General features: G+C 31.0%; 24 protein-coding genes. 4 read left to right on the plus strand and 20 right to left on the minus strand.

Annotation, left to right across the window (positions count from 1 at the left end):
• Positions 1-2: 2 nt before the first annotated feature.
• Positions 3-983 (minus strand): AraC family transcriptional regulator, encoded by a 981-nt coding sequence (locus tag JM80_RS15675; RefSeq protein WP_144711009.1) that lies wholly within the window; start codon positions 981-983, stop codon positions 3-5.
• A gap of 124 nt (positions 984-1,107) precedes the next feature.
• On the opposite strand from JM80_RS15675, the gene JM80_RS15680 reads away from it, so the two are divergent.
• On the plus strand, positions 1,108-3,534 hold the full coding sequence (locus JM80_RS15680; RefSeq protein ID WP_144711011.1) for a TonB-dependent receptor: 2,427 nt from the start codon (positions 1,108-1,110) through the stop codon (positions 3,532-3,534).
• Positions 3,535-3,554: 20 nt separating this feature from the next.
• The gene (locus JM80_RS15685) at positions 3,555-4,922 is read left to right on the plus strand and encodes a hypothetical protein (protein WP_144711013.1); all 1,368 of its coding nucleotides are present in this window, start codon (positions 3,555-3,557) and stop codon (positions 4,920-4,922) included.
• Positions 4,923-5,005: 83 nt separating this feature from the next.
• Here the strand turns inward: JM80_RS15685 and JM80_RS15690 are convergent, their stop codons facing one another.
• The 16 genes from JM80_RS15690 to JM80_RS15765 all read right to left on the minus strand — a co-directional run bounded on the left by JM80_RS15690 (position 5,006) and on the right by JM80_RS15765 (position 15,398).
• Positions 5,006-5,380: a hypothetical protein gene (locus tag JM80_RS15690; protein WP_144711015.1), complete on the minus strand. Its 375-nt coding sequence runs from the start codon at positions 5,378-5,380 to the stop codon at positions 5,006-5,008.
• A gap of 122 nt (positions 5,381-5,502) precedes the next feature.
• Positions 5,503-6,129 carry a hypothetical protein gene (locus JM80_RS15695; RefSeq protein WP_144711017.1) on the minus strand — a complete coding sequence of 209 codons (627 nt, stop codon included), beginning with the start codon at positions 6,127-6,129 and terminating at the stop codon, positions 5,503-5,505.
• Between the two features lie 7 nt (positions 6,130-6,136).
• On the minus strand, positions 6,137-6,706 hold the full coding sequence (locus tag JM80_RS15700; RefSeq protein ID WP_013621793.1) for a hypothetical protein: 570 nt from the start codon (positions 6,704-6,706) through the stop codon (positions 6,137-6,139).
• 330 nt (positions 6,707-7,036) lie between these two features.
• Entirely contained in the window at positions 7,037-7,387 is a 351-nt protein-coding gene (locus tag JM80_RS15705; protein ID WP_144711019.1) for a hypothetical protein, read from the minus strand.
• A gap of 103 nt (positions 7,388-7,490) precedes the next feature.
• The gene (gene folE, locus JM80_RS15710) at positions 7,491-8,153 is read right to left on the minus strand and encodes a GTP cyclohydrolase I FolE (RefSeq protein ID WP_144711021.1); all 663 of its coding nucleotides are present in this window, start codon (positions 8,151-8,153) and stop codon (positions 7,491-7,493) included.
• Complete coding sequence (locus tag JM80_RS15715; RefSeq protein ID WP_144711023.1) at positions 8,146-8,550, minus strand: MerC domain-containing protein; 405 nt, start codon at positions 8,548-8,550, stop codon at positions 8,146-8,148. The genes folE and JM80_RS15715 overlap by 8 nt, the downstream gene beginning before the upstream one ends.
• Positions 8,551-8,744: 194 nt before the next feature.
• The gene (locus JM80_RS15720) at positions 8,745-9,776 is read right to left on the minus strand and encodes an OmpA family protein (RefSeq protein WP_034642686.1); all 1,032 of its coding nucleotides are present in this window, start codon (positions 9,774-9,776) and stop codon (positions 8,745-8,747) included.
• 203 nt (positions 9,777-9,979) lie between these two features.
• Positions 9,980-10,369, minus strand: coding sequence for a RidA family protein (locus JM80_RS15725; RefSeq protein WP_034642688.1), 390 nt, complete (start codon positions 10,367-10,369; stop codon positions 9,980-9,982).
• 166 nt (positions 10,370-10,535) lie between these two features.
• The gene (locus tag JM80_RS15730; RefSeq protein WP_144711025.1) at positions 10,536-11,099 is read right to left on the minus strand and encodes a Crp/Fnr family transcriptional regulator; all 564 of its coding nucleotides are present in this window, start codon (positions 11,097-11,099) and stop codon (positions 10,536-10,538) included.
• A 190-nt stretch (positions 11,100-11,289) separates the two neighbouring features.
• Complete coding sequence (locus tag JM80_RS15735; RefSeq protein WP_013621784.1) at positions 11,290-11,757, minus strand: hypothetical protein; 468 nt, start codon at positions 11,755-11,757, stop codon at positions 11,290-11,292.
• A 218-nt stretch (positions 11,758-11,975) separates the two neighbouring features.
• A complete protein-coding gene (locus JM80_RS15740; RefSeq protein WP_144711027.1) occupies positions 11,976-12,911 on the minus strand; it encodes a DUF5677 domain-containing protein in 936 nt (311 codons plus the stop codon).
• Between the two features lie 148 nt (positions 12,912-13,059).
• Positions 13,060-13,656 (minus strand): hypothetical protein, encoded by a 597-nt coding sequence (locus tag JM80_RS15745; protein ID WP_144711029.1) that lies wholly within the window; start codon positions 13,654-13,656, stop codon positions 13,060-13,062.
• 499 nt (positions 13,657-14,155) lie between these two features.
• Entirely contained in the window at positions 14,156-14,473 is a 318-nt protein-coding gene (locus tag JM80_RS15750; RefSeq protein ID WP_089118331.1) for a hypothetical protein, read from the minus strand.
• 39 nt (positions 14,474-14,512) lie between these two features.
• A complete protein-coding gene (locus tag JM80_RS15755) occupies positions 14,513-14,710 on the minus strand; it encodes a hypothetical protein (RefSeq protein ID WP_038507472.1) in 198 nt (65 codons plus the stop codon).
• A 10-nt stretch (positions 14,711-14,720) separates the two neighbouring features.
• Positions 14,721-15,068 carry a hypothetical protein gene (locus JM80_RS15760; RefSeq protein ID WP_013621780.1) on the minus strand — a complete coding sequence of 116 codons (348 nt, stop codon included), beginning with the start codon at positions 15,066-15,068 and terminating at the stop codon, positions 14,721-14,723.
• Positions 15,069-15,398: a YtxH domain-containing protein gene (locus JM80_RS15765; RefSeq protein ID WP_013621779.1), complete on the minus strand. Its 330-nt coding sequence runs from the start codon at positions 15,396-15,398 to the stop codon at positions 15,069-15,071.
• Positions 15,399-15,579: 181 nt separating this feature from the next.
• Here JM80_RS15765 and JM80_RS16505 point away from each other — a divergent pair, with 181 nt between their 5' ends.
• Together JM80_RS16505 and JM80_RS16620 are read left to right on the plus strand one after the other, a co-directional pair.
• Positions 15,580-15,756: a hypothetical protein gene (locus tag JM80_RS16505; protein ID WP_013621778.1), complete on the plus strand. Its 177-nt coding sequence runs from the start codon at positions 15,580-15,582 to the stop codon at positions 15,754-15,756.
• A gap of 91 nt (positions 15,757-15,847) precedes the next feature.
• Positions 15,848-15,979 carry a hypothetical protein gene (locus JM80_RS16620; protein ID WP_255436839.1) on the plus strand — a complete coding sequence of 44 codons (132 nt, stop codon included), beginning with the start codon at positions 15,848-15,850 and terminating at the stop codon, positions 15,977-15,979.
• A gap of 86 nt (positions 15,980-16,065) precedes the next feature.
• On the opposite strand, the gene JM80_RS15770 is transcribed toward JM80_RS16620, so the two are convergent.
• The 3 genes from JM80_RS15770 to JM80_RS15780 all read right to left on the minus strand — a co-directional run bounded on the left by JM80_RS15770 (position 16,066) and on the right by JM80_RS15780 (position 19,402).
• Positions 16,066-16,884 (minus strand): universal stress protein, encoded by an 819-nt coding sequence (locus JM80_RS15770; RefSeq protein WP_013621777.1) that lies wholly within the window; start codon positions 16,882-16,884, stop codon positions 16,066-16,068.
• 22 nt (positions 16,885-16,906) lie between these two features.
• Positions 16,907-18,268, minus strand: coding sequence for an oxygen-independent coproporphyrinogen III oxidase (gene hemN / locus JM80_RS15775; protein ID WP_144711031.1), 1,362 nt, complete (start codon positions 18,266-18,268; stop codon positions 16,907-16,909).
• Between the two features lie 84 nt (positions 18,269-18,352).
• Positions 18,353-19,402: a lactonase family protein gene (locus JM80_RS15780; protein ID WP_013621775.1), complete on the minus strand. Its 1,050-nt coding sequence runs from the start codon at positions 19,400-19,402 to the stop codon at positions 18,353-18,355.

The following is a 19,402-nucleotide window of genomic DNA, read 5'->3' on the forward strand; positions in this document are numbered from 1 at the left end:
GGTTATTTAATTAGTTTACTTGGTAAGTAGCCAATTGTTTTTTTAAAAGCTGCCGTAAAATGCTGTGGGTTAGAGTAGCCAACTTCATAAGAAACCTCAGCAATAGACAAGCCTTTTTCCTGTATAAGCTCTTTTGCTTTTTGCATTCTTAGTTGGGTTATGTGTTTAAAAATGGTGGTTTTATATACCTTTTTAAAGTCGCGTTTTAACTTTGTTGTATTAAAACCAGCAATAAGCGATAAATGATTAATAGTTAGTTTTTTCTTTAAGTTTTGGTTACAATACGCCTCTACTTTTACCAGTGCTAAATAATCTTGCTCAGCTATAATTGCCTCTTCTGCCACAGGTTTTGCTGTTTTCATTAAAAAATCTATTAGTAAAACTATAAGCCTGCTTTTTAAATAATTGTCTTTTAAACTACCAGTGTATTTACACTGTAAAATTTCGTTAATCTGGTTTTTAAATTTTAAAGGTATTTGTTTACTTTTTTTATAATAAGCTGCTGGCTCTAGGGCGGTAATTTTAGAAAAAAACTGTTTTAAATCTGTCCCAAATTCAGCACCTACAATTTTTGCCAATTCTTGCGGTGTAATATATACTTCTAAAGTTTTATGGTGCCTACCTGTATACGTTTCTACTGTTGGTAAAACTGGCACAAAAAACATATTACAACACCCTTCTGGCACATTTACCTTAAAATTGGTTGTATTGGTACAAGAGTGTAAATAATTACCTCGCAATGAAAAATGCAACTTTACAAATCTAACATCACTAGTAACATCTACATTAAACCCTATTTCTGTTACAGTGTTTTTATTAGCTACAACTATAGTACTATTACACACTAAGACCTCTTCATCTACTTGGTTGTGTACATTACTTACTATGTTGGTCCCCTTTAAACTAATTTTATCTTGGGTAGCTTTTACAGTGCTACAATTAAAATTAATAAAAGAAGAAAAGCTTTTTAACTCTACACTCATTATTTCTTAATACGTTGTTAAAACTTCCTTTTACGTTAGTTGTTTCAGTTGTCCTAAACTTAGATTTGCAAATCTAAATTAATTTAGACTAAGTCTTAATAAATATAAAAAATAATTTAATTCTATGTTAAAAATAGTATCAGTTTTAAGCCTGCTATTAACTTTTCCGGTTTTTTCACAAGCATCTGAAGAAATTGAAACAGGTACTATATCTGGAGTTATTTATTTTAAAAATGGTATACCGGTTGCAGAAGCATCTGTTTTTACAGAAAAACCAATTCAGCACTCTTATACAAACAGCAAGGGATACTTTACACTAAACAACCTTGGTTACGGAACTCATAAAATTGCAATAAAATACTACGGTAAAGACATTGAATATATTACGGTTAAGGTATCTAAAAAAAACACAAAAATTAAACATACACTTAGTTATAATGAAGACAATGAGCTAAATGAGGTGTTACTAAACGGTAAAACAAAAGAAACCCAAATAGAAACTCAAGGTTTTGCTGTAAACGTAGTAAAAACTGAAGAAGCAAGTATTAGAAACATACAAACAAATGAGCTACTTAACACTACTGTTGGTGTAAAAATAAGACAAAATGGTGGTTTAGGGTCAGACGTTAGCTATAGTCTAAACGGATTATCTGGTAGTGCTGTACGTATTTTTATAGACGGTATTCCTAGTTCTATGTATGGTTCTTCATTTAACTTAAATAGCATACCACCTTCTATGATAAAAAATATAGAAGTATACAAAGGTGTTGTCCCTGGCCATTTGGCAGATGATGCCTTGGGTGGTGCAATTAATGTTGTACTAAAAGATAATGCTAAAACTAATTTAAATGCATCTGTATCTTACGGGTCTTTTAACACCTTACAAGCTAGTGTTAATGGTTTGTACAGGTCTAACAATAGTGGTTTTACTGTAAAAACTTCTCTTTTTCACAATTACTCAGATAACGACTATAAAGTATCTGGAAGAAGTGTAGTTGTTACTGGTTTAGGTGGTGTACAAACCCCTATAACAGCTCGTAGGTTTAATGATGCTTACCGCTCTACTGGTGGTATGGCACAAATTGGATATACAAATGTAAAATGGGCAGATCAGTTTTTGGTTGGTGTTACCGGATCTGATGATTATAAAGAGGTACAGCATGGTGCTTTTATGACAATTACGCCATATAAAGACAGGTTTTTAGAGTCTAATGCATTACTGGCTAATTTTATTTACAAAAAAAATGATCTTTTTACCAAAGGATTAGGTGTTACAATAAACGGTGTTTATGGTAAAAGAAACCGTACTGTTAATGACACTGTTTCTTGGGCCTATAGTTGGAACGGAGATAGAGCAATTGATTTTAGAGGAGATGAATACCAATATACTTGGAGATCTCAGCAAGAAGGCGGACCAACTTTAGCTAAAATTAAAAGAGATGTTTCTTCTATTAGAACAGGTATATCTTACGCTATTAATAAGAATAACAAAATAGTTGCCAATCATATTTATAGTGGAATTGATAGAGAAGATAGTGACGAGCTAAGGTCTGTTTTAGAAAACACATTTAAAGGCACAAGAAATTTACATAAAAACATATACTCTTTAAGTTATGAGCTGTCTGCCGTAAATAACAAGTTAAAAGCAAATGTGTTTGGTAAACTATATCAGCAAAAAACAGAAAATATAGATCCAGAGATACAAGAAGATAGTAATGGTAATGCTACTGTTGTAGATGAAATTACTGTTAGTGATGTAGAGCACACTGGTTATGGTTTTGCTACATCTTACACCATAACACCTACTATTACCGTATTAGCATCTGCAGAAAAAGCCATAAGATTACCTAATGAAACAGAGGTTTTTGGCGATGATGGAGACAATGTAGTTGCTAACACAAGTATTAATCCAGAGCAAAGTAACAATTACAATTTAGGGTTTAGGTTTGGTTCTTTTCAGGTTAAAAAACACAATTTTACTGTAGCTACCAATTTGTTTTCTAGAAACATAAAAGACCGTATTGGCTTACCTATAGAAACATCTTTAAATATTGATGATGAACTAATTGTATACGTAAACCAAGGAAGCGGAACATCTAAAGGTATAGACGCACAATTAAATTATACGTTTAACAACAACTTTAACCTAAATTTTAATGCCTCTACGTTTAAACTAAATATAGAAAGTAATGGTATAGACATAGCTGTACCTAACACTCCGTTTTTTACTATGAATGGTAATGTGCGTTACGCTTTTAAAAATGTAATACAACAAAAATCTAGGTTAAACCTTTTTTATACAATGTACTTTACAGATGAGTTCTCTTACCTACCACCACAAGGTAAAAATACTGTAGGAGACGAGTTTTTTAAAGTACCTACACAATTGGTACAAGATTTTGGACTTAGCTATGTTTTTCCTAATAAAAAACTGATTGCAAGTTTTGATATTAAAAACATTTTTGATGAGCCTGTGTACGACAACTTATCGGTACAAAAACCAGGTAGAGCCTTTTACTTTAAACTTAATTATACCATAAATAAATTTTAATTTTTTAAACATTATATAAAATGAAACGTAATTTAATTCATATTAAATCTTTTGCTGTAGCCTTTGCTACATTAGGGTTATTGGCTTCTTGTAGTAGTGATGATAGCGGAGATGCACCAACAGATACTGAAGATCCAACTGCTGGCAGATGGATAACTGTTGCAGCAGCTAAAATGGGAGACAATCCTGGAGATGGTAATGGTGGTACTTTAATTTACTCTTTATCTAGTGAAGATGCCAAAGACCCAACGGTATCTATTGCTCCTTTTGATAACGGATTTATTGTGCCATCTAACAGAACTGCAAGGTTACAATCATCTGAAGATGGTAGTACAATGTTTAATATTAGTTATGCTGGTGATACTGGTGGTAATTATACAAAATACACTGTAGAAGGCGGACAAAATTTTACCAAAACAGGTACAGAAGTTAGTATTGCTCCTTATGTTGGTACTGCTCCAAGATGGATAAAATTATTTGATGGTGACCAAACAGGTACTGCTGTTTATGTTTCTACAGAACACCAGTTTGATGATAATGGTACACCTGATGATGCCACAGATGATACATATTTACGCACTGAAGCTACTATGGGTGTAGTTACTTTAGATTTAGAAAACTCTTCTATTAAAAACTTTGAAGAGCAAAGCATTTCTTTATCTGCAGAAGAAGAAGCGCAAGGTTATTACATTTCTAGAATAGATATGCCTACTTTAAATGCTGCTGGAGATAAATTATACATTGGCGCACGTTTAAGTAAAGTAGACCCTGCAACTGCAGAGTCTGACAGTGATTATGAAATTTTAGGTTCTAAAACAATTGTATTAGACTACCCATCTTTATTAAACCCAACCGTAATTACTTCTACTGCCGGTAATGGCAATACAAACGGTTACCGTAGTATTAATGCATTTTTATACAATGGTAGCGTATACCAAGCTAACCAAAGTGATCCTAATGGTTCTCATATCTTAAAAATTGATGCAGATAATGAATATGATAATTCGTATGATTTTAATTTAGATGATGCTTTAGGTGTAGAAGGTGCTTATATTTTAGCTTGGAGACCAGCTGCTAATGGTAAAGCTGTTGTTGCTTACCGCCATAATGGTTCTGCAGAAGGTATTTCTGGTAGAGGCGAAAGCTTTTTTGCATTGGTTGATTTAAATGCAAAAACAGCAACAACTATAAATGACATTCCTTACGAAGTAGATTTTGAATTATTTCAGTACCAAGGTTTTGTTGTAGATGGTGATGATATTTACGTAACACAAGCTCCTGTTGGTAAAAACGGAAACATATACGTTATAAACACTGTAACTGGCCAAGTTACAAAAGGTGCAGAACTAGTTAACACAACTGGTAGCCACTTTATTGGTGCTTTCTAAGTCTTAAAAAAAAAGACTTTGTGCAAGCAAAAAGTCCCTTATCTAAAATTTAGATAAGGGACTTTTTTGTTTTAAGTAAGCATCTATGCCTCTACAGCTTCTTCCTTTTTCTTCTTTTTAAATAATGCACCTAAACCTGGTTCATGCACTTCTATTTCTATATTCATGTTGTCTTTAATAGTGTTTCTTACTTCATCATAAATTTCAGAATCACTACCATATATTAAGCGTATTACAATTCTGCCAATAAAGCCTAATTGGTTATTTAAAAAACCTAACCAGCCCGCTAATGTAGCTTCAGAAAAGTTTATAGTTGTGTACTTAGGTACAGATGGTGATGAGCTAGATGTTGTTTGTAAACCAACAACCGTTCTGTGGTAAGCATTTTTAATTACGGTAATTTGATCTTGAGCCGCTCCGCCAACCATAGCACCAGCTAAGCTTGCTTTTTTCTTCAATTTATACTCGTACTTATCTCCTAATTTTTCTTTTTATACTTTTTCTACGTCTTCAATTGTAGGATGATCTACTGCTTTGTACAATTCTATTTTCATTCTAATTTTATTTAGTTGGTTATTATTTATTTTTCAAATACGTTTAATCCTTCTGTAGCTACAAGTGCACCATTTTCATCAGTTTTAAATGAAAATTTAAACACATTGCTATCTTCTATTCGTTTGCCGTAAAAACTGTTTTCTTTGGTAGAGATTTTATCAGCAAATAAATTAAAAGACTCATTTATTTTTCCTGTCTTTTGATCTACAATCATACTATAACTACCTTCTAACCTGTAGTTATTAAATTCTTTTGTTTCTTTTTCTATTAAAACAATTGCCTTGTTATAATTTGCTAGGATATTATCTACATTAAAATCTTTTAATTTTACGGCTTTTGTATTATCAGTCTCTTTTACTCCAGATTCGGGCTTAAAAAGTTTGTTCATTAACGTAGAATAAAACCACATAGAAGATTTACCTTTTTCTGCTAGCATAACAGTTACCTGCTCTACCTCTATAGAGTTTAAACTTTTGTTAGAAATAGTTAAAGAGTAAGCATCTTTGTCTAACCCAAATTGGTCTTCTACTATTTTTTTTATTTCTGAAACTCCTTCTTTTGTACTTAATACTATAGTACCACTAGTTCCTTTTCCACAACTAGATAAAACTAGAAGCAACACACAACATAAACTTTTTATTACTTTACTCATTTTACTACTACTTTATTAAACTTAATGCATTATTCTTATCTACTTTAAAGCTATACTCATCATAAATTATGGTGATAACTTTACCAACTTTATTAGCCCCTACTTCATATTGCAAATCAAATTCAGAAAAAATATCTCCATTTTTATCTGCTTCAAAAACCCAATCGTTAAGTATGTAGTCTGATTTTTCTTTAAACAATCCTTTTTCTTTTAAAAGCGCTATAGCCTCTTTATATTTAGTAGGAATAATAGATACATTAGCATCTCCTACTTTAAAAGGTTTATTTTGTTTAAATAAATTTGCAAACGGACTTTTTACGGGATCTGTAAAACCATTATAAACAAACTTGTCCTGAAAAAAAATGTCCTTAACCTTATATACTCTTGTTATGTTATCTAGGTTACTTTTTAAAGTAGATGCGTTTAATGACAATTGATACACTTCAAAATCATCATCAAAATTCTCTTCTAAAATTTTTTCAATGTTTACAATTCCCTCTTCTGTACCTATCTCCTTGTCTTTGCAAGAAAACAAGGTCAGAGTTAAAAAAAATAATACCATTAATCCCCTTCTCATCTATAATTATGTTTTGTACTGTTATTAATTACTTTTTTTACACAAAGTAAACGTACAGATAATTAAGGAGTTATAGTTGTATGAATATATATATGACCGGGTTTGGTATATATTTGATACTGTAGAGGTACTATTGTAAACTTTTAGTCTTTAAACTATGTTTAGAGAAAAAATTTATACCAAAATAATAAATAGCAGTATTTATTACAGTTGATAAGCAAAACTGGTTTATGTATGGTATACTAAACAGCAATTTTGGTAAACACAAAAATTGCTGTTAATATGTAATTTTTATAAAATAGAGTACGCCCTATAAGTTTAGGTATTGTATTACTGCTTTCTATAATCGTACTCACAAAAAATAGCAAGCATTTTTTTATCCTTTCCTTTATCTAAATAAAGCATTGCTTCTGTAATGTGCTCTTCATTACCATCTGCATCAGTAACATCAAACTCCAAAGCAACATCAATCATACCTGTATCTCCAATAGGCGTAATTTCTCCTATCTTAAAGTTTTTAATTACTGCGTCTTTTGGTATTTTATCTTCTTCACAATACCCACTCGCTATTTTTTGATAAACATCTTGACTAATTTGCTGCTCAAACGTTATTTTCTTATCACAAGAAACAATTATAAGAAAGAAAAGAATAACTAATAGTGAGTGGCTTGTATTTTTCATATTTAAAATTTGTTTGGTTGGTTGTTATTAATAGTACACCAATGTAACAAATAAAAAACACATACAATTGTGAAGGTTTAGATTACTTTTTTTATTTTTAAAATTATACCGTTGTTTTCTCTATTATTTTTAAAAAGTCGTTTCTGGTTTGCTCATTGGTAAAACAACCACTATATTCTATTGTAGTGGTAAAGCTATTTTTGTCTTTTATGCCTCTAGATGATACACATAAGTGTTTTGCTGTTACCATAACTATAACATCTTGTGTCTCTAATGTATTTTGAAGGTCTTTTAATATTTGCAAAGACAACCGCTCTTGTACCTGTGGTCTGTGTGCATAATAATCTACCAACCTATTTATTTTAGATAACCCAATAACCTTATCTTTTGGCACATATGCAATGTGTGCAAAACCCGTTATTGGTAAAAAATGATGCTCACAAGAGGAGTCTATAGTAATGTTTTGCTCTACCAACATTTTATTGTAAGCATACTTGTTTTCAAAAACAGATAATTTTGGCTTGTTTTTAGGATCTAAACCATAAAAAAGTTCTTTAACATACATTTTTGCAACTCTATATGGTGTACCAGATAAGCTATCGTCTGTAATATCTAAACCTAACTCTTCCATTATTTTTTTAAAGTGATGCTGAATAGCGCTTATCTTTTCATCATCAGACTTTAGAAAAGCATTTTTACGCAAAGGAGTATCTACACTTGTAGCTATATGGTTATCTCCTACTGTTTCGATATTATTTTTATCCATTATTACTACAACAATTATTGGTTTTACACTGGCAATATTTTAAGTTATAAATATGCAATGTAGCAAGTACAATAGCTACAATATAGGTTAGGGTTTCTGTTAAAGAAAGTAACTGTATTTTTTCGTTTACAATTAAAAAAAACAGGCTAAACCAGCTTGCCCAAAGTAAAGGTTTCATAAAACTTTTAGAGGTGTTTTTTGCAGATTGCAATACCGCAAAAAATGAAATAATTAAAAAAATATAATCTAAGCTACGCCACCATACCGGACTAGTTTCACAGCCACCAGCAGCACAACTATGTGCTATAAAAATAAAAGGTGTAGCAAAGCAATGAACTAAGCATAAGGCACTGGCAAGTGCGCCAAAAGTATCTGGCCTGTTTAACGTTAATTTCAAAATAAACTATATTTAATACAACAAGGTTGCAAATATAAGAATGTATTTTGTTAATGCAATAAAGTTGCAATAAATTTATAAGATATTAAAAAACAATAGCCTCTGAATAAAAAATTCAGAGGCTCTGTTTCCTTATAAATAACCCTTTAACAAAACTTATTACAAATTGCTATAAAAGGGCTACTTTACATATACTATATTTTTCTTAGCTCTACTCTTCTATTTTGTGCTTTACCCTCTTCTGTAGTATTATCATCTAAAGGTTTTGTTTGTCCAAATCCTTCACTTTTTAAACGGGTCTCATTAATACCTTCTTCTACAATAGCCATTAGTACGGCTTGTGCTCTGTTTTTAGATAGTTTTAGGTTAGAAGAAGCGTCACCTACATTATCTGTGTGCCCTTCAATACTAATTTTTAGTTCTGGATTAGATTTCATCATTTTAGATATTTCACTAATTACTTCATAAGAATCTGCCTTAATTCTAGATTTACCAGTATCAAAATTAATATGTAATGTAGCAATACCTTTATCTGTAATTTCTTTTAAAATATCCTCTGCAGTAACTTTTTGTATTGTTTGTACAAACGCTTTATTTTCTACAACTGAAATGGTTTTGGAGTTAGAGGATACTTGAAAAGCTATTTTTTTATCTGCGGTTTTAAGCACATAAAAACTAACAGGATGGTTTACCACATCTGCTCCATAAAACTCGTGCATATGTTTGTAAATAGCATTTGGACTGTCGCCCCATTTTTGAGTTAACTCTGACGGAATTTGTCCTTCAAAAATTAAATTTGCTCCAATAGATTTTAAATATTCAGAGACACTTTTATCAAATAAATATTGTTGCCATTCTTTATCGCCTTCCATTTTTATTTGCATACGCTCTACTCTACCGTCTAGTACAAAAAACGTATTACCATCAAAAAACTCAAGCTTATCAAATTCAAAAGATTCAGATCCATCTTTGTCTACAATCATCCCTTTTGGTGGTGTAATGTAAGGGTACGCACCAATATCTAGGGTAGATTCAGGTATATTATCCCATAAAAATTCTTTTACATTAGTATTATCTGGTTTATCTGTTTGTACATCCTTTTTTGTAACAGTCTCTTCTTTTTTAACTGGTTCCTGTAGTTCATTTTTCTCTGTTTTTTTATCATTTTTACATGAAATAAAAGCTAAGGCAACTAAAAGACTTGCAAGTATAGATATATTTTTCATTGGAAAATATTTAATGGTTTTTATTATTACAGAATTAGTTTTAAAGTGTTTATATATTTCCGTACCAAATTAGCAAATAAATCGTACATAAAAAATAGATAAATACATATACTAAGGAGTTCATAAATAGGCGTAAACTAGCTATTACCTTTACACATTATCAGCTATTTGTTTTTTTATGATTTTAGTACCTTAATCCAATATTATTTTACCACGGTAACTTCTAATTCTATTTTTAAAGTTTCAAAAAGACTTTTAACTTCTAATAGTGTACTTGCTTGCTTTATGTTATGTTTCTTAATCCAATTCTGGAAAACATCAAAACAGGTAAAAAGCTCTTCAGATGAAGTTGTATAAATGTTTAATCTCACAATATTTTTACATTCATAACCGGCTTCCGTTATCACTTTTTCTAAATTTTCTATAGATTTAATTAATTGAGTTTGCATATCTGCAGTGCTAGATTTTCCATCAGCATCTATTGCTGTTTGCCCAGAAACATACAAAGTTCCTTCTGGTTTTCTTACTTCAATTGCTTGTGCATAACTTCTTTCGTTCTGCCATTTCCAAGGATTAATTATTCTTTTTTCCATTTTTTCTTCTTTTTTATTTTGTGCTAATGCAGAAACAGTAATTAATAATATAATTGCTACTATTTTATTTCTCATAATTGTAGTTTTATTTTGTACACTACAAACTTCTGAACTAGAGTACTGTTAGAGCGTGATAAACATCACAATTTTAAAGAGACAAAATACGTTAAGAAGAAAGCCGACTAAGTGTCTCACGTGAAACACCTAAATATGAAGCTAAAAGAGTTTTGGGAGCTCGCTGAAATAGTTGAGGATATTGTTTAAGTAACTGTTTATACCTTTGCTGAGCATTTGAAGTTAAAAAAGATAAAATTCTATTTTGTGAAGAAATGTATCCTGCGTTAGATTTTTGGAGAAAAAAACGCTCCATTTTGGGTAATTGAGATAATAGTTTTTGATAATTTTTAAAGCTTAAAGAAAATACCATAGTGTCCTCAATACACTGTAATGACATTTTAGCTTTAGTTTGTGTAAAATAAGCTGAAAAGTCGCTTTCCCACCAGTCTTCCATTGCAAATGAAACAATATGCTGTTTCCCATTTGTGTCATCGTAAACTAATTTTAAAAGTCCCGAAACAACAAAATAACAATACTTTACATTATCTTCTACTTGAATAAGAAAATCATTTTTTTTATATTTTTCAAATGAAAAATGCGATAGAACAAATGAAAACTCATCATCTGTAAGAGGTATTAAATTTTGAATATGATCTCTTAACTTTTCTTCCATCAAATAATAATTCTAATTTTTAATATAATACTTAAATGATGCACAATGTTTTTGTATATAGTTAGTGCGTGGCTTAAGCACCTAATTTAGAAAATAAAAACAGAATAAAAAGTCTGCTAGTCTAAAAGCTTCGGGATTTGTAAGTAGGCGTATACTAGCAATGAATTATACGCATAGCTGTAAACTGTTTTTATTTAATTATTTCAAACATTCTTTCGCTATTATTAGCTTCCCATTTTAAATTTCCATTATACCATACTTTTGTTACAATTGTATTAGAACTGTTTTTGTCAATTTCTGTTTTTATAATATCGAAATCAGAGTCAGAAAATTCAATTTTAGTTTCTGAGAGATTGTTTGCGTCCAACGTTGTACTTGGTGAAATATTTAAAACTTTTCCGTTTTCTCCTTTAACAACCTTAATTCCTTTTGGGGAGTCTAAATTACTTTTATAATATTTGTTCCATTCTCCGTTTATCTTATGGTAAATGGTAATGCTCGTTTCGTTATAACCATTATCTATTTCAAATAAGTTATCGCCTTCCGCATTTAAGTATTTTATATCAATTCCAATATCAACGTTTACACAACATTCATTGTCATCTGCACAAGCAAAAATTGAAAGTCCTATTATCACAAGTAATATAATTTTTTTCATCAAAGTTTCTTTTCTACAAGATTCAATTTTCTTAATTAGTTGCGTATAAAAAGAAGCTAACTTTTCGGGTTAACACAGAGCCGAATTTTTATATTTTGTTTTTATCTTTTTATTTTTAAAAGCCAAATTTAAAAATTTGGCGACTTTGCAAATAGACAACGACCTTTCGATTAAACACTAATCGCCCTATTTGCTATATATAGTGTTGGCAACTGGCTTTATTTTTTATAATTAATTACTGATTCCGAAACAATTCTATTATATGGTTCTTTAAAATCTTTGTACCATTCGGTTAATTCATTTCGTTTTTCAGGAATTCTTTTTGTCAAGTATTCAGCGTAGCACTCAAGCAAGTAAGACACGGTTGAAATAAAAACATCCTTGCAATGCTCAAAATCTCTAATTTGAATTATTTGAGCTTCATCTTTTCCAGCTTTTGCAAAACCTTTTTGAATTCCAGTTACGTGTACATTTTCCGAATATTTCCGGTATTGGAATTCATAAATTACAGTTTTCTTTAGACGATTTGACATCTCTTGAAAATTATTAGGTCCATCATACAAAGAATACCAGTTTGGATTTTTTGTATTTAATTTTTTTGAAGTCCTCATATATTCTTGATGAACCTCTTTGAATTCTGGTTTATTTAATAAAGTTACTTTTGCTTCAATAATCTTAATTACATCAGGTCTATCAAAGAATTTTGTTATGTCAACATCCATTTCATCTTTCAGGATTTTAGCTTTAAATTCTTTTGAGGATGGATTTTCAGATACAAATTGTTTATAATATTTTAAGTCTTTTATTGCTCGCCATACCATAAAAGAAAGTGCTCTTTGTCTTTCATCTTTTTGTAGTATATATAATAATCCAAAATGATTTTCTAAAAGAGCTCTAATTTGAATTTTAGCAGGGTCAATTAATGAGTTTTTAGTTAAAACTGAAATAGAATCCGATAATTCAATTATGTTTCTTAAGAAAAGAGTAGGGATGTTATTGTCTTTTCCTTCTCGCTTATATTCAACGTCCCATAAAAGAATATGAGTTCCAAAATTCACTACTTCGTCAATTGTTTTTGAAAAATCATCAAGAATCTTTTGCAAATACTCATCTGCAATTCTTGGTAAAATATCGTCAATTGGTTTAGTGTTCATTTTTTAGCTTGTTGCCAACGTGTTTGTGTATGATTAGTTGCGGGAAAGGACGTGAGTCATTTTCCGCCGTAACCGAAAGATAATTAATAAGATTGAATTTCCGAGAGGAAATTCAGCCGCAATTAATTATACACGTTGTTGTGGCACGTTATTTAATAAATTCTGCGAGGTCTTCGTTTATCATCCTTAAGTATGATTTATAAATCTTTTTTTGCTCTTGATGATTAGATTTTAAATTGGTCAATAAATTCCGTCCCTCATTTAATTTGATATTTATACTTTCTGTGGTATCTGATTCTAAGATTTCAATTTTTTGTAATTCTTGAATTATATTAAAAGATTTGGTGTTCAATTCATTCAACTCTTCGGTGTCAAAATCATAAAACATATGAATATGGTGATGTTCAAATGAATTCGGATTAACGGTTCTTTGGGATATTACTTCTATCGTATTCTGAATTGTTTCAGGTAGAGTTCCAGGGCCGTCTTGACGCAAAACGATGTCAATTTTATGAATCATCAAACCAAGTAATTCCTGATGGTCATAATAATATTCTGATGCTTTCTTAGCAGCATTAATTCGTTCGGTCCAATATATTTTTTTCAGTTCTTTTTTATATCTCCTACTTTCCAAAAAAGTATCTATCAATGTCTTAAATATAAAGCCTATTGCTGTAAAAGTAGTCGCTATAAAGAGAGTGCCTATTTCAGGATTTTCTCGTAATATTTTAAATATGAATTCCAAATTCCAAGGGTTGTTTTAATGTGCCACAACTACATATAAACGCAATTAATTGCGTTTATTCCGCCAATATGGTTGTATAAACGCACATTTGGCTTTCTAGTTGTTTTTTGTCTGTTAATTTTCCTACAATGTAAAACTATTTTTTATATCACAATTACGGAAATGTGTAATTGACATAAAATAGTTTACCTGTGGTAGTTTTTTAATTATAAATTACTACAAAAAAAAAGCAACACTATATACATAGTGCTGCTCTCTTAAAAGAGAGGTTCTTTTGGGGAACAGTCTCGTCTCTTACAATTCTAACTTAAAAACCAACTAACTAATTTTCTTACAATTTATAATTAATTTTTCTACTTAAAACATACATATGTATAGTTGTAGCAAAATACTTTACCAATGGTAGCTTTTTAATGGTAGTTTGTTATAAACAAAAAAGCAACACTAAAAATAGTGTTGCTTTTTCTCATATATATAGAGAGCTGTTTTGGGGAACAGTTTAATTGTTGTAATTTTCTTTGGGTATGTCTTTAAAAAATTCTGCTGCATTTAAATTACCCGTTGGCCCATAGCCAATTAAAGCAGTACCTTTATTGTTGTCTTCTGTTTTTATAACATACAGTATAGACATATCAGACGGGTTACTCATACCCTCATACCTGTGTTCTTCTACCACAAAAACTTGTTGTGGCGTGTATTTGGTTTTTTCTGCTACGTCTACCAATTTGCCATCTACCACACTAAAATTACTTGTGTAACCTTTTGCTTGGTATTTTTCTATGTTATCTCTTTCGTTTTTTGCATATTCATTACTCATAGTTGTGTGTGTTTTTGTGATTAAACGTTAGGCAATAGCTTATTTAAATAGTTTTTTAATAACTAGTAAAGCTCCGTATTTACGTGCTAGCTTATAAGCCCAGCTTACCCAGTTGTATGGTTTTAAGTCTTCTGCAACTTGGTGTTTTTGTGCCTTTAGCTCTTCTACTAGTATTTGCCTTTCTAAACTAAGCCTTTTCAAATCCAGCTCAATTTGCTTAAATGATGTGTATTGCATAGTTTGTGGTTTAATCAAAATATGTTTTAGACATATTTTTAATTAATATTTTATCTATAAATGTTCTTCTACTATACACCAATAGGCCAAACAGTATAAAAATACCTCCTACTGCCAAATACCCTAATGGTATATTGTTAAACAAGTCTCCTAAAGCCAGTGCAGCGCCAATTGCCATAAACAAAAATGCTAACAGTAGTAGGCCTCCTATAATAACTGTTTTTACTACATAGGATGATGTACTTGTTAACTGCTGAAAAACTTTTAGCTCGTAGTATTTTTTAGATACATCTACGTATTTTTTTCCAGCCGCTGCGGCTTCAGTTGCCGTTTTGTCTATGGAGTTAATTACACTCATTTATGATTTTTGTAATTTTTTGTTTTTAGCCTTTAGTTCTTTTAATTTACCTTCTAATTGGTTAATTACATCGTCTGCTTTGTAACTAGCGTCAGATACTAAGTTTTCAATTTTTGTGTCTAACGTTTCTTTATTTGTTGCTACTGTTGCAGCTACCGTATTTCTTAAATCTAAAGCACTATCTGCAAGAGATTCTTTTGTTGCTACGGCTTCATCTACCAATTTTCTTCTGGTATTAATTCCTTTGTCTGGCGCAAACAAAATTCCTAATGTTGCTCCTACTGCGGTTCCTGCTAATACTCCTAATAATGTGTTACTGTTATTGCTCATAATTTTTATATTTTATTTGTTTGTGTTACAAATTTCAGCAAACTATAGGGGTTACATTGCCGCAAATGATATTATCCTTAACTCATTTACCATAAAGCATTTGAGTTATTTTTATTTTTTTTTGCGATACTAGTTTTTACCACATTCTTGTATACTTGTGCACACACTAAAAACTATAACAATGAAAAGAGATTTAAAACAAGGAGAAGAAGATATTAAGTTTATGAAAGAAGAAGAGAAAAAAACAAGTAACTACTTTTTTCAGAACAACACTATTACTATAGCTGCATTTATAATTGTAATTGCAGCATTAATACTATTAACTATTGCTGTTTTTAGTACAGGTACAGAACTTTAATTACTTTTTTTTAGAAGACTGACAATTATCATATTATAGGTGGGTTTTAGCCAATATCTTTACGGTATAAAACATAAATACACCACCAATAATGAAATTAAATATAATATTATCTAATTTAAATAATGGTAAAATAATGATTGCCATTTTTGCGCTAGTATGCATTGTATTAGTGGCAATAGTTGTAGGTTTTTTAATGAATAGCACTAAAAAAAAAGAATAATACGTGGTTAATGGTTAGTTGTAATAATTGATTACATGTTTGGTTGAAATGAAAAAGCAGGTTTTTAAAACCTGCTTTTTTTATGTTTATATTTTAAATGTTACAACGGGTATGGTGGCGTGGTTTGCAACATCTTCTCCTATGCTGCCCATAAAAAAGTGAGATAAGCCTTTTCTGCCGTGTGTAGATATGGCTATTAAATCTGCATTTGTTGTATTGCTGTAATTTAAAATTCCTTTTTCTACAGTATAGTCGTTATAAATTTCTACTTCTATACCTGCATTGGTTTTAGATATAAACTGTGCTATTCTGGTATACGCATCTTCTGTACTTAAAAAATTATCACCTGGTGTGTTTATGTACACGTAGTTTATTTTGGCTCCTAAAAGGTTGGCAAAACTTTTTACTTTATGAAAAGCTGGTATGTTGTCTTCATTAAAACTAGACGCAAAAACAATAGAGTTTACTGTAAAATCTTCAATATCATCTTTAATTACCAAAACTGGCACTGTTGCATTACGCACTACACGCTCTGTATTGCTACCTATAAAAATTTCTTCTAAACCATCTACACCGTGGGAGCCCATAACAATTAAGTCTGCTTTGTGCTCTTCTGCTACCTCATTAACCTCACTAAACACTTTGTAATGTTTTATTATTGGTGTTACTGTTAGGTCTTTTAAAAATGGTTTGTCTAAAAACTCTGAGAATCTTTTTTCTGTAAGTTTTAATAAAAATACAACTTGCTCTTGTGGTAATCCTTCAGAAGAAATCATTACAGCATTTAGCTCTAACATATGCAAAACTACAAGCTCTGCGTTGTGCTTACTAGCTAAAGATGCAGCAACTTTTAATGCTTTATTAGATTGATCTGAAAAATCTACAGGTACTATTATTTTTTTCATGCGTAAAATTTAAAGTTTATAATTAAATTGTCATTGAAAATAGTCTTGTCTGTGGTGTTTTTTGATGCAGTAACACATCAAAAGCCATACATATATTTCTAATAAAAGGCCTGCCTTTATCTAATACAGTTAGCTTTGTAGAAGAAATTTCTATAAGACCATCATTCTTCATTTCTTGTAACTTGTCTAAAGTTTCGCTTAATTGTGCAAATTCTTCATTTTTGTTACTCCAAGAAGTTTCTAACCTACACATCAAATTTAAAATATGTTTTCTAATTACAACATCTTCTTGTGTTAAAATGTGTCCTCTATAAATAGGAATTATATTATTAAATACCAAATGATTGTATTCTTCTAAACTTTTTACATTTTGTGCAAAACTATACCAACTATCACTAATACTAGAAACACCTAAACCTATCATTACTTGTGTTTTAGATGGTGTATACCCCATAAAATTTCTATGTAAATTGTTAGTTACCATAGACTGGTATAAACTATCGTTCTCTAAGGCAAAATGATCCATACCTATTTCTTTATAACCTACTTTTGCTAGTAAGTTTTTTCCTTTCTCATACTGGTCTCTTTTTTGTGTTGCTGTTGGCAAATCTTCGTCTTTATAACCTCGCTGCCCATTACCTTTTAACCACGGTACGTGTGCGTAACTGTAAAAAGCCAACCTATCTGGCAGCAATTCTTTTGTTTTTAAAATGGTTTCTTCTACATGCTGTAGTGTTTGGTGTGGCAGTCCAAAAATAATATCATGACCAACAGAGGTATACCCTATTTCTCTAGCCCACTCCGTTACATTTTTTACATTCTCAAAAGACTGTACTCTGTTTATTGCTTTTTGTACAGTACTGTTATAATCTTGCACGCCATAGCTTACACGCCTAAAACCTACATTGTATAGTGCTTGTAAATGTGCTTTGGTGGTATTGTTTGGGTGACCTTCAAAACTAAACTCGTATTCCGCTGCTCGTTCTGCTTTTCTAAAAATACCATTTATAAGTGCCTGTAAGTTTTCTGGTGTAAAAAAAGTAGGTGTACCACCACCCAAATGCAACTCTTTAACAATTGGTTTTTCTGGCAACATATTGCAATACAATTGCCACTCTTTTAATACTGCTTGTATATAAGGTTTTTCTACTTCATGCCTTTTGGTTATACGTTTATGGCAACCACAAAACGTACAAAGACTTTCACAAAAAGGCAAGTGTATGTACAAACTTATGCCTTCTGTAGCATTACTTTCTTTAAAAGATTTTATTAAGGTATGCTCCCACTCCTTACCAGAGAACGTATTAATATCCCAATACGGAACTGTTGGGTAGCTAGTATATCTTGGACCTGGAATATTGTATTTCTGAACTAAATTGCACATTTATATAGCGTATTTTTAAGGTAAAAATACAGGCTATTTTATGCTATAACTATGACAAATGTCATACTACAAAAAAAATACAATTTAGGCTTTATGCCAAACTATGCAAGTTGGGGTATTTATGTCTTTTATTTGGTGTGATAGGGTTAACGTACCTTCATCTTTATTTCTTTTAAAAACACTTACATCATTAGAACTCTGACCAGCAACCAGTAACCAATCTTCAGACGGAGACAAATTAAAATCTCTTGGTACTTTACTGCCCGCATCTACACGCTCTACCAATGTTAATTCTCCCGTTTTTTTATCAATCTTAAAAACTATAATTTGACTAGTGGTTCTTTCTGATGCGTATAAAAATTTTCCGTTATCACTTATTCTAATGGCTGCCGCACCTGGCAAACCTGTAAAAGATTCTGGCAACAATTTTATGGTTTGCAACAAACTACTGTCTTTGGTAGAAAATACACTTACAGTACCAAACATTTCGGTTAACACATACACAAACTCTTTTTTAGGATGAAAAACACAGTGTCTTGCTCCACTACCTGCGGCTACCTTAAAGTCTAAATTAGCCCTATTCATAAAACCAGTATTGCTACCTTTTTCATAGGTTTTAACAACATCTAAACCTAGGTCTGTTACATACATTCTGTTTTTGTTGTACAAGCACATATGCGCGTGCGGCCCTTCTTGCCTGCCTGGGTTTACTCCTTTACCGGTATGTTGTAAAATTTGAGCATTTTGCACAAAACCGTTTTTCTGTATGGCATACACCTCAGCATTTCCTGTACCATAATTGGCAACAGCAACTTCTTTACCATTTGGTGATATGGCTATGTGGCAAGGGTATGCGCCGTGTATGTATTTTTCATCTATAAATGTATAATTACCATTACCGTTGTGTTTAAATACTTTTAGTTTTGGTGTATCTTCATAGGCAATTTCTTCAATAACATACAAACAATTGTTTTTTTCATTGTAAGCAAAATAGCTTGGGTTTTTAAGTGGTAAATGTCCTATTTCTGTAGTAGTACCTGTATCTTTATTCCATTTTAAAATGTAAATACCTTTACTTTTTCCTATTAAGGTTTCAGACATTTTTTGGGTGTAACCACCAACCAATACAATCAT

It is taken from the genome of Cellulophaga sp. RHA_52 (assembly GCF_007827205.1).
In the GTDB taxonomy this organism is placed as follows: domain Bacteria; phylum Bacteroidota; class Bacteroidia; order Flavobacteriales; family Flavobacteriaceae; genus Cellulophaga; species Cellulophaga lytica.

Coding starts and splice junctions, on each gene's coding strand:
- JM80_RS15720 (WP_034642686.1), bottom strand. CDS start 9,776: ATGAAAAATATATCTATACTTGCAAGTCTTTTAGTTGCCTTAGCTTTT.
- JM80_RS15780 (WP_013621775.1), bottom strand. CDS start 19,402: ATGATTGTATTGGTTGGTGGTTACACCCAAAAAATGTCTGAAACCTTA.
- hemN (WP_144711031.1), bottom strand. CDS start 18,268: ATGTGCAATTTAGTTCAGAAATACAATATTCCAGGTCCAAGATATACT.
- JM80_RS15760 (WP_013621780.1), bottom strand. CDS start 15,068: ATGAGTGTAATTAACTCCATAGACAAAACGGCAACTGAAGCCGCAGCG.
- JM80_RS15695 (WP_144711017.1), bottom strand. CDS start 6,129: ATGAGTAAAGTAATAAAAAGTTTATGTTGTGTGTTGCTTCTAGTTTTA.
- JM80_RS16505 (WP_013621778.1), top strand. CDS start 15,580: ATGAAAAGAGATTTAAAACAAGGAGAAGAAGATATTAAGTTTATGAAA.
- JM80_RS15765 (WP_013621779.1), bottom strand. CDS start 15,398: ATGAGCAATAACAGTAACACATTATTAGGAGTATTAGCAGGAACCGCA.
- JM80_RS15740 (WP_144711027.1), bottom strand. CDS start 12,911: ATGAACACTAAACCAATTGACGATATTTTACCAAGAATTGCAGATGAG.
- JM80_RS15675 (WP_144711009.1), bottom strand. CDS start 983: ATGAGTGTAGAGTTAAAAAGCTTTTCTTCTTTTATTAATTTTAATTGT.
- JM80_RS15705 (WP_144711019.1), bottom strand. CDS start 7,387: ATGAAAAATACAAGCCACTCACTATTAGTTATTCTTTTCTTTCTTATA.
- JM80_RS15755 (WP_038507472.1), bottom strand. CDS start 14,710: ATGCAATACACATCATTTAAGCAAATTGAGCTGGATTTGAAAAGGCTT.
- JM80_RS15770 (WP_013621777.1), bottom strand. CDS start 16,884: ATGAAAAAAATAATAGTACCTGTAGATTTTTCAGATCAATCTAATAAA.
- JM80_RS16620 (WP_255436839.1), top strand. CDS start 15,848: ATGAAATTAAATATAATATTATCTAATTTAAATAATGGTAAAATAATG.
- JM80_RS15725 (WP_034642688.1), bottom strand. CDS start 10,369: ATGGAAAAAAGAATAATTAATCCTTGGAAATGGCAGAACGAAAGAAGT.
- JM80_RS15750 (WP_089118331.1), bottom strand. CDS start 14,473: ATGAGTAATGAATATGCAAAAAACGAAAGAGATAACATAGAAAAATAC.
- JM80_RS15730 (WP_144711025.1), bottom strand. CDS start 11,099: ATGGAAGAAAAGTTAAGAGATCATATTCAAAATTTAATACCTCTTACA.
- folE (WP_144711021.1), bottom strand. CDS start 8,153: ATGGATAAAAATAATATCGAAACAGTAGGAGATAACCATATAGCTACA.
- JM80_RS15685 (WP_144711013.1), top strand. CDS start 3,555: ATGAAACGTAATTTAATTCATATTAAATCTTTTGCTGTAGCCTTTGCT.
- JM80_RS15680 (WP_144711011.1), top strand. CDS start 1,108: ATGTTAAAAATAGTATCAGTTTTAAGCCTGCTATTAACTTTTCCGGTT.
- JM80_RS15700 (WP_013621793.1), bottom strand. CDS start 6,706: ATGAGAAGGGGATTAATGGTATTATTTTTTTTAACTCTGACCTTGTTT.
- JM80_RS15735 (WP_013621784.1), bottom strand. CDS start 11,757: ATGAAAAAAATTATATTACTTGTGATAATAGGACTTTCAATTTTTGCT.